Below are 7,752 nucleotides of genomic sequence, written 5' to 3' on the forward strand. Positions count from 1 at the left end.
GTTTTACGACGGCTGCGCCGCCGAACGCAGCCTTCGTTCCTCGGCAGTTGCTACGGGGGGCTCAAGGCTTGCGAGGCTTCTCCAGCTTCGGCGTCAGCTCAACCTCGCCAATCTGCAACGATTGATAAGTCGGCTTCACCACCTTCACATTGCCCTGGCGGATCTTCTCGATCAGCTCCAGCGCACTCTCATCCCCCAGGTAAGTCCCGGCTCGCCGCCATTTGCCCTGAGCATCACGCTTGAAGAAGTGCAACGGTTCGGACCACTTGTTCTTGGGTAATTGCAGGACCTCCGGCTGCCCGTCCTGATCCAGATCCACGGCCCACAGGGCGCAACCTGGCGCCAGGCACAACTGCCCGTCAAACCCCTTGTCCTCAAACTGCTCACTGCCCTCGACCTTGGGCCCGATCCATTCCAGCAACCGCTCCGACCCTCTGGGGCCATTGCCCGAACCTGCTTCCTTGAGGCGTTTCAGCAAGACTTGCCGCTGCGGCCCGGTCAGTACCAGCCCTTGCTCGACTTGCACCAACAACGCGTCATACGCCTGCTTGCCCTGAGGCCCCAGACGATTGCGCAAGGTATCTGCATCAAAGGTATCCACCGCAGTCTTGCCGCTGAGCAAGCGCTGCACCTGATTGTTCGCACTCAACTTGAGCGGGCTGAACCACGGCGTATGCAACCCCAGCAGCACCACCACGCACAGCAGCGCAATTAGCGGATTGCTGGCGCGCAAGCTGCCCAGCCAGACGGCCCTTGAAGCAAACACGGCCCAAACCGCCGCCAGGCTGTGAACAAAAATAACCAGCACCAGCACCATGGCGAGGATCCGTGACGGGGTCAGGCCGTACTGCTCGATACGCAGCCAGGTCGAATACCCTGCCAACACCACCAGCACCGGTAAACACAGCAGGCACAGGTCGATCACCCGCACCAGCCAGACCGGGTACCCGCTGCCCTGGGTGCCATCCTGAAACACGCCATTGAGCAAAAACAAACTGACCGCCACCAGCCACAGCATGATCGGCGTCGAATAACCGGTATCCCAGATCGGCTCCAGCCCGGTAAAGGGCAAAGCGAAGGTGAACACAATGACAATCAACGCACTCAACGGCAGCAAAAAGCGGCATAGCGCCAGCAGAATCCCGCGCAGCAGCCCGATCACCCGGTCCTTTTCACGCCCCATATGAACGCCCAGGGCAAACACCATCGCCGAACTGACATACATAAACCCGTCAGTTGAGAACAGCTTGTTGAGCGCCACGATGCCGAGCATCTTGAACAGCCCGCCCCACAACAGCAGCAATGCCCAGAACACGCCATTCAACAGCAACCCCAGAAGCACGATAAACACCGTGTCCCAAGCATGGCGAAACAGGTCCTGGTAGCGTGGGTAGCGCCCTTCACGGGTCGGCCAGCTCAGAATAAAAACCGTACACACATAGGTAACGACTACGGCAAAGAAGGTCCAGCTGCCCACCAGCCAACTGCCTGAGCGCCAATACTCATCGCCGTCCCAAAATACCCAGGCACTGATTGACGTCATGACTGCCGTGAGTCCGAGCACCCGCCATACCGTGCCACGCTGGCGGATATTCTCATCCAGCAGCAACAGGTTGATGCCACCCACCAGCACTGCCGTCATCAGGCCATAACGAACTCCCGGCTCGTCTATGGCGGTGCTCAGCCACAGCAACAGCCCTTGCACCAGGCCGATGACCAGATACGTTTTGACAGATCGCTCAAGCGTCAGCATTTGGAACCCTCACTACAAAACCAATCGCACACTATTACTTGATTGCCGTTAAATGGTCGTGCCACTTATTAAAAATAGTTCTTTCCCACACAAAAGCAGGCCCGGCCTTACTAGAGCTGATTGCCTCATGCAGTATCCCAAGTCGCTCATTTGTACCCTGGCGCAACCCTCGGGCCCATTCCCTCCCGCCGCCAGCCGTGTAGAATCGACGCATTCATCGCCAATCATCCCCGGCGGGTTTATGAGCTCAAGCCCAGACGCGCGGCGATCCCGCAGCGTTTACGGCAACTCGCGGATACGTGGTCATTTTCTGTGTGATCCGCCTGTCATTAGAAGCTCACTTCCCTGTTTGTTACCTGATTAGCCGCCCGGAGTTGCTCCATGCCTGACTATCGTTCGAAAACCTCCACCCATGGCCGCAACATGGCCGGTGCCCGCGCTTTGTGGCGCGCCACGGGGATGAAAGATGCCGACTTTAAAAAGCCGATCATCGCCATTGCCAACTCCTTCACCCAGTTCGTACCCGGCCACGTCCACCTCAAGGACATGGGCCAGCTGGTAGCCCGCGAGATCGAGCGCGCAGGCGGCGTTGCCAAAGAATTCAACACCATTGCCGTCGACGACGGCATCGCCATGGGCCATGACGGCATGCTGTACTCGCTGCCTAGCCGCGAGATCATCGCCGACTCCGTGGAATACATGGTCAACGCCCACTGCGCCGACGCCATTGTGTGCATCTCCAACTGCGACAAGATCACCCCTGGCATGCTGATGGCCTCCTTGCGCCTCAACATCCCGGTGATTTTCGTTTCCGGCGGGCCGATGGAAGCAGGCAAGACCAAGCTCGCCAGCCACGGTCTGGATCTGGTAGACGCCATGGTGATCGCCGCCGACTCCAGCGCTTCTGACGAGAAAGTTGCCGAGTACGAGCGCAGCGCTTGCCCGACGTGCGGTTCGTGCTCCGGCATGTTCACTGCCAACTCTATGAACTGCCTGACCGAAGCCCTGGGTCTGGCCTTGCCGGGCAACGGCTCGGCACTGGCTACCCACAGCGACCGCGAACAATTGTTCCTGCAAGCCGGACGCACCATCGTTGATCTGTGCCGCCAGTACTACGTCGAGAACGACGAGTCGGTATTGCCGCGCAATATCGCCAACTTCAAGGCGTTCGAAAACGCCATGACGCTGGACATCGCCATGGGCGGTTCGACCAACACCATCCTGCACTTGCTGGCTGCGGCCCAAGAAGCCGAAATCGACTTCGACCTTAAAGACATCGACCGCCTGTCACGTCATGTGCCGCAGCTGTGCAAAGTGGCGCCGAACATTCAGAAGTACCATATGGAAGACGTTCACCGCGCCGGTGGTATTTTTTCCATCCTTGGCTCGTTGGCCCGCGGCGGCCTGCTGCACACCGATTTGCCGACCGTACACAGCAAGACCATGGCCGAAGGCATCGCCAAATGGGACATCACCCAGACTGACGACGAAGCCGTGCACACGTTCTTCCGTGCAGGCCCGGCCGGTATCCCGACGCAAACCGCGTTCAGCCAGTCGACCCGCTGGGACACCCTCGACGACGACCGTGAAAACGGCTGCATCCGCAGTGTCGAGCACGCCTACTCGCAAGAAGGCGGCCTGGCCGTGCTGTACGGCAACATCGCTCTGGATGGTTGCGTGGTTAAAACCGCGGGCGTCGACGAGTCGATCCACGTGTTCGAAGGCAACGCCAAGATCTTCGAAAGCCAGGACAGCGCCGTGCGCGGCATTCTGGCGGACGAAGTACAGGCCGGCGACATCGTGATCATCCGTTACGAAGGCCCTAAAGGCGGCCCGGGCATGCAAGAGATGCTCTACCCGACGTCGTACCTGAAATCCAAAGGCCTGGGCAAAGCCTGTGCGCTGCTCACCGACGGTCGTTTCTCGGGCGGTACTTCGGGCCTGTCCATCGGTCATGCTTCACCGGAAGCAGCCGCTGGTGGCGCGATTGGCCTGGTGCAGGACGGCGACAAAGTGCTGATCGACATCCCGAACCGTTCGATCAACCTGTTGATCAGCGACGAAGAGATGGCAGCCCGTCGTGCCGAGCAAGACAAGAAAGGCTGGAAGCCGGTGGAAGTGCGTCCGCGCAAAGTCACCACGGCCCTCAAGGCCTATGCGTTGCTGGCCACCAGCGCCGACAAGGGCGCGGTGCGTGATAAAGCGCTGTTGGACAAATTGGTGCCATAAGCCAATACGTTGAACAAAAATCCCGGCCATGTGCCGGGATTTTTGGTTCATACACCAACTCTGTAGCAGTTGCCGTAGGAACGAGGCTGCGTTCGGCGGCAAAGCCGTCGTGAAATCAGACACTTCGGTACATCAGAAATATTGAAGACTCAGGTTTACGACGACTACGTCGCCGAACGCAGCCTTCGTCCCTCGGCAGCTGCTACGTCACTACTGGATCTGATCCGGCTTGACGATTACCCAGTTTTTATCCGCCGTTACCGGCAACCCCTCTTTGGCTTGCGCCGCCGCATTCTTGGCCATCATGCCTTCCAGTTGCGCCATGTATTTGTCTTTGCGGTTGATCCACAAGTGCACCCCGCCCTTGGCCACGTCCACGCCGTGAAATAGCATATAGCCATCACTGGACGGCGTATCGCCGCCCACCAGCACCGGCTTTTTCCACTGGTCGATATAGGTCAGGATCGCCGCCTGCTTGCCCGCCATCCATGTCGCCGGAGTCCACAGATAAGGGGTCAACTCCAGCCCCAGGTTGGCTTTCTCGTTGTATGTACCGGCGCTGATCTGTTTGCGGGCAGTGGTCAGCTCACCAGTTTTGCGGTCCTTGAGCAGCGTACTCACGCCAATCACGTTTTGCGGTTTGACGTTGTAACCGTACTTGGGATCGGCCGCGACCATGCGCACCAGCTCTTCCGAAGCCGCGGTCATGACATAGACCTCAATGCCGTTTTCCATCAGTTTGTTGAACAGTTCGACCTGTCCGGTAAACACCTTGGGCGGCTGAACCTCGGAGGTCTTGACCACATCCCCCTCGAAGTAAGTCACTGGCACCGGTTTGCCCGAGGCCATCAGCTCATCCACGTAACCCTTGAGCTGTTGCAGGGTAAAGCCGGAAAACACCTGGGCCACCCACGGGTAACACACCATGTCGTCCACTTCGCACAAGCGATAGTAGTAACTGAACAGGCTTTCTTTATGTTCGGCAGTGTCTTTGAACGGGATCAGTTTGAGCGACGGGTCGAGACTGTCACGGGTGATCAGGCCCTTGTTTTCCATAAACGGCAGCAGCGCTTCTTCCAGATCGTTGCGGTAGCTGGTGTTATCCATGTCAAAGACCGCGAAATTACCCTTGTTCGCGTTGGCCGCAATCATGGCGTCCAGTTGCCTGGCCTGATCGGCGGGCCAGTGTTTGAGTTCTGTGGCCAACACCTGGCCCGCAAGCCCCATACACAGAGTTAACGCTGTCAGCTTGGCGGTCAGGTTCATCAGCTATGCTCCTAGTCAAAAGCACAGACGCTAACAAACCTGTATGACAGTTTTTGGCTTGGGCACGACTATCATCGTCCTGTCTGCGTCACCTGCTTATTCCAAAAACCTTGGTTGTCATTCCACATCGGTATATTTGTAGATATATCAACCTGTTACGATTTCCGGTTCGCAATAGTTACATCCAAGACTGGTACAAGTCGTCCCCTCGGAGCTTTCATGAATTTCCCGCTGATCCTCAATCTGCTGGTGTTCCTCGCGTTGCTGTTCGGCTTGTCGCTGACCCGCCACACTGCGTGGAGCCTGGCGAAAAAAGTCTTGCTGGCACTGGTTATAGGCGTGGTCTTCGGCCTGTGCCTGCACCTGACCTACGGTACAGACAGCCCGACACTGAAAGCCTCCATTGGCTGGTTCGACCTGGTCGGCAGTGGCTACGTGCAATTGCTGCAAATGATCGTGATACCGCTGGTATTCGCCTCGATCCTCAGCGCCGTAGCCCGTCTGCATAACGCTTCGTCCCTCGGCAAGATCAGCTTCCTGACCATCGGCACATTGCTGTTTACCACCATGATCGCGGCACTGATCGGTATCGGCCTGACCAACCTGTTCGGCCTCACCGCCGATGGCCTGGTGGCCGGTGCTGCAGAAATGAGCCGCCTGCAAGTGATCCAGAGCGACTACGCGGGCAAGGTGTCGGACCTGAACGTGCCACAACTGCTGCTGTCGTTTATCCCGCAAAACCCGTTTGCCGACCTGGCCCGTGCCAAGCCGACCTCGATCATCAGCGTGGTGATTTTCGCGGCATTCCTGGGCATCGCCGCGTTGCAGCTGTTCAAGGACGAGCCGGAAAAAGGCGGCAAGATCCTCAGCGCCATCGACACCCTGCAAGCCTGGGTGATGCGCCTGGTGCGCCTGGTGATGAAACTGACCCCCTACGGCGTACTGGCCTTGATGACCAAAGTGGTCGCCATGTCCAACGTGCAGGACATCATCAAACTCGGCAGCTTTGTGGTGGTGTCCTACATCGCCCTGGCGCTGATGTTTGTGATTCACGGCGTGATCGTGTCGTTTTCCGGGGTTAACCCGCTGCGCTTCTTCCGCAAGGTATGGCCGGTTCTGACCTTTGCTTTCACCAGCCGTTCGAGCGCGGCCAGCATCCCGTTGAGCATCGAAGCGCAAACCCGACGCCTGGGCATTCCGTCTTCGATCGCCAGCTTTGCCGCTTCGTTTGGCGCGACCATTGGCCAGAACGGCTGTGCCGGTCTGTACCCGGCCATGCTGGCGGTGATGGTTGCCCCGACCGTGGGCATCAACCCGCTGGACCCTGTGTGGATCGCATCGCTGGTGGCCATCGTGACCTTGAGTTCGGTAGGCGTGGCCGGTGTGGGCGGTGGTGCAACCTTCGCTGCACTGATCGTGTTGCCGGCCATGGGATTGCCGGTGTCGCTGGTGGCATTGCTGATTTCGGTCGAGCCCCTGATCGACATGGGCCGTACGGCACTGAACGTCAGCGGTTCGATGGTGGCAGGCACCGTCACCAGCCAGATCCTGCACCAGACCGACAAGGCCATCCTGGCTGAAGACGATCATGGTGATCTGGCGCACGCCTAAAAGCTTGCCCTAACCCTCTCCCGGAGGGAGAGGGGATTAAAGGCAAAAGCAGATTTGCGTAACACCACAGATCAGCCCCCTCTCCCTCCGGGAGAGGGTTGGGGTGAGGGGCTTTTTGTAACTAAGCCCTTTCCCACACCTCAAAACTGAACGCCGGCTTGCCCTCTGCAGCCTCGTGCAATTCCTCTGATACCCGTTTCCACTGCGCCTGATCGAACTCAGGGAACCACGCATCGCCTTCCGGGCTCAGGCCCACTCGCGTCAGGTACAACCGGTCGGCATCCACCAATCCCTGGGTGTACAACTGCGCGCCGCCAATCAGCATCACTTCACTGACGCCTTGCTCGATTGCCCACGCCTCGGCACGCTCCACAGCCGCCTCAAGGGATGCAAATACCTCGGCACCTTCAAGCTGCAAGCCGGTCTGACGACTGACCACCAGATTAAGCCGGCCCGGCAACGGGCGACCGAGCGAATCCCAGGTCTTGCGACCCATGATGATCGGCTTGCCCAGGGTGGTGGCCTTGAAATATTTGAAATCCGCTGGCAAATGCCACGGCATGCTGTTGTCGACGCCAATCACGCGGTTTTCAGCGAGTGCCGCGATCAGGCTAAGGGGGAGTGTTTTTTTCATGGCGCCGAGGATACCAGAGCCACCCGCGCCGACAGTACCCCGCCTGACTAACAGCGGTTATGCTCATGGCTCACTTGAATGGACTGGCCTGTGAATCAACTTTCCCCATTACAACGCCTCTGGCTGACCGAGACCGTGCGTCTGCGCGAAGAACACGCCGGCCCGCTGGACGATCTTGAAGCCAATCGGCGCGCCCGCACCAGCGCCGGCGACCTGCCCACACGCCTGCAAAACCGCGCCCTCTGGCTGGCGGAACGGG

Annotated in this window: 5 protein-coding genes and 1 pseudogene; 3 read left to right on the forward strand and 3 right to left on the reverse strand. The window is 58.7% G+C overall.

Annotation, left to right across the window (positions count from 1 at the left end; genetic code table 11):
* Positions 1-61: 61 nt before the first annotated feature.
* Positions 62-1,753, reverse strand: a complete 1,692-nt coding sequence (locus tag GHO42_RS24380; RefSeq protein ID WP_095026832.1) for a DUF4153 domain-containing protein — start codon at positions 1,751-1,753, stop codon at positions 62-64.
* Between the two features lie 381 nt (positions 1,754-2,134).
* Between GHO42_RS24380 and ilvD the strand changes: the two genes are divergently transcribed.
* Positions 2,135-3,982, forward strand: a complete 1,848-nt coding sequence (gene ilvD, locus GHO42_RS24385; RefSeq protein ID WP_094999784.1) for a dihydroxy-acid dehydratase — start codon at positions 2,135-2,137, stop codon at positions 3,980-3,982.
* A gap of 210 nt (positions 3,983-4,192) precedes the next feature.
* On the opposite strand, the gene GHO42_RS24390 is transcribed toward ilvD, so the two are convergent.
* On the reverse strand, positions 4,193-5,248 hold the full coding sequence (locus tag GHO42_RS24390; RefSeq protein WP_095017836.1) for a phosphorylcholine phosphatase: 1,056 nt from the start codon (positions 5,246-5,248) through the stop codon (positions 4,193-4,195).
* 219 nt (positions 5,249-5,467) lie between these two features.
* On the opposite strand from GHO42_RS24390, the gene GHO42_RS24395 reads away from it, so the two are divergent.
* Entirely contained in the window at positions 5,468-6,859 is a 1,392-nt protein-coding gene (locus tag GHO42_RS24395) for an L-cystine transporter (RefSeq protein ID WP_083369724.1), read from the forward strand.
* A 121-nt stretch (positions 6,860-6,980) separates the two neighbouring features.
* On the opposite strand, the gene GHO42_RS24400 is transcribed toward GHO42_RS24395, so the two are convergent.
* Positions 6,981-7,493, reverse strand: a complete 513-nt coding sequence (locus GHO42_RS24400) for a dihydrofolate reductase (protein ID WP_094999782.1) — start codon at positions 7,491-7,493, stop codon at positions 6,981-6,983.
* Positions 7,494-7,583: 90 nt separating this feature from the next.
* On the opposite strand from GHO42_RS24400, the pseudogene GHO42_RS24405 reads away from it, so the two are divergent.
* Positions 7,584-7,752 (forward strand): annotated as a pseudogene (locus GHO42_RS24405) (DUF2868 domain-containing protein); the annotation flags it as partial.

Origin of the sequence: Pseudomonas sp. FSL R10-0056 (assembly GCF_009600105.1) — a bacterium.
Lineage (GTDB): Bacteria > Pseudomonadota > Gammaproteobacteria > Pseudomonadales > Pseudomonadaceae > Aquipseudomonas > Aquipseudomonas bubulae.

Bases quoted from the DNA above. Each gene is read 5' to 3' on its own strand.
- GHO42_RS24380 (WP_095026832.1), bottom strand. From the start codon at position 1,753: ATGCTGACGCTTGAGCGATCTGTCAAAACGTATCTGGTCATCGGCCTG.
- GHO42_RS24400 (WP_094999782.1), bottom strand. From the start codon at position 7,493: ATGAAAAAAACACTCCCCCTTAGCCTGATCGCGGCACTCGCTGAAAAC.
- ilvD (WP_094999784.1), top strand. From the start codon at position 2,135: ATGCCTGACTATCGTTCGAAAACCTCCACCCATGGCCGCAACATGGCC.
- GHO42_RS24390 (WP_095017836.1), bottom strand. From the start codon at position 5,248: ATGAACCTGACCGCCAAGCTGACAGCGTTAACTCTGTGTATGGGGCTT.
- GHO42_RS24395 (WP_083369724.1), top strand. From the start codon at position 5,468: ATGAATTTCCCGCTGATCCTCAATCTGCTGGTGTTCCTCGCGTTGCTG.